Origin of the sequence: Bacteroides rodentium JCM 16496, assembly GCF_000614125.1 — a bacterium.
GTDB classification, from domain to species: Bacteria; Bacteroidota; Bacteroidia; order Bacteroidales; family Bacteroidaceae; genus Bacteroides; species Bacteroides rodentium.
On record NZ_BAKJ01000130.1, the window covers coordinates 1 to 1566 of the forward strand.

At 39.6% G+C, this 1566-nt stretch carries 3 protein-coding genes; all 3 read left to right on the forward strand.

Features of this window, described 5'->3' with window-relative positions; all coding sequences use genetic code 11:
- A partial coding sequence (locus JCM16496_RS22860; protein ID WP_025836426.1) for an RHS repeat-associated core domain-containing protein occupies nt 1-737 on the forward strand: 737 nt, incomplete at its 5' end.
- A gap of 1 nt (nt 738) precedes the next feature.
- On the forward strand, nt 739-1158 hold the full coding sequence (locus tag JCM16496_RS21030; protein WP_128809797.1) for an NTF2 fold immunity protein: 420 nt from the start codon (nt 739-741) through the stop codon (nt 1156-1158).
- A 92-nt stretch (nt 1159-1250) separates the two neighbouring features.
- Nucleotides 1251-1566 (forward strand): hypothetical protein (locus JCM16496_RS22550; protein ID WP_262482793.1); only part of this gene is annotated, 316 nt, incomplete at its 3' end.

Consider the following 1566-nt stretch of genomic DNA (forward strand, 5'->3'; position numbering starts at 1 on the left):
CTGGCAACGTGCAGCCTTACAAATACAATGGCAAGGAACTTGATGCGAAGAAAGGGCTGAACTGGTATGATTATGGGGCAAGGCATTATGATGCGGCGTTGGGACGGTTTACGACGGTTGACCCGCTGGCGGAAAAATATTATGGAATGAATCCTTATGGATATTGTGCAAATAATCCAGTACGTTTCATAGATAAGAATGGTATGGAGTTCGGTCCTGGTGATTTATTCAAGACTCCAAGAGAAGCGGCCAAAGACTGGGGTATGTACTATAATGGTGCATCTATCATTCGGAAACAAGAAATGGCATCTCTAATTTATAAAATAGAAAATGATGGAAAGGCTAAATATTCATATACTCCTGCTACCGTTTTAGGTTCTCACGGCGGTAAAATATCGAATTCAAGTAACAAGGAAAATGTTGCAACTATTCATTCTCATGGTGAATATACAGAAAATGTAACTGATGCTAATGGGAATAAATTCATCGTAAAAGACAATGAATTTTCCAATACTGATAAAAGAACTAGTGAAAAGACTGGGTTAGTTGGATATTTGGCAACCCCTAATGGTAGTCTATTAGAGTATAATCCTGCAAAAAAACAAGTGGAAACAATTTCTAAAGATTTACCCAGTGATCCAAAAGATCCTAAACGACTAAATAATGTTGATCCAGTAGATAATACGCGTTCTCTATTTATTAAATTTATGGATAACATTATAAATATGTTCAAGTAAAATGAGGGAAAAATATATAATTTCATTAACTTTATTGTACCTTTGTCTTGCGGGATGTAGTGTAAGAAAAAGTAAGACTACGAACATTCGAGAAGAAGTGAGTTTTATTATAGATACGACCCTTCAACAAGAATATGTAGACATAAAGCCATTTGAAGAATGTGATACTATTACTACAAACAAAATGATAGTCTCTGTAGAGCATGCTTTTGAAAGAGTGAAACCTAGTATAAATAGTCTAATAGAGGAAGGTGTAATAGAAGTTCAAGGTCCCTTTCATATTCATCTTATCCATGATAGCATTTGGATTGTAAGAAGTGAACCTGTCTCAAAAATAGATGAACTATTGTTTGGAGGGGCAGTTTATTATGAAATTAGGAAAAATGACGGCTTCGTATTAAAACGTATAATAGAGGAATAATGTTCCGTTGCAGTGGATATTCTTCATTCGTTGTGTTTGAATATGAAAGTCTTCTAATACGATAATCTCTGAATGATTCCCTGCCTATACCATTGCGTATAAGCAGGGATTTTCATATACATACCGGACGACCTGACCGAAGTCACCACCTACAGCTACGACCACGCCGACCGCCTGGGCAAGGTGCAGTACAAGCTGGACGGCGGCGCCACCGTGACCCTTGCAGAATACGCCTACGACGACTTGGCCTACACCTTCGCCTACGATGCCTGAACCGCCTGACGGATGCCGTCCACGGCGCAGGCCGTTATACCGAGAAGGTGACCGCCTACGACAAGAACGGGAACATCAGGAACCTGCAACGCTACGGACAGACTTCTGCCGGAACTTACGGTATGATCGACAATC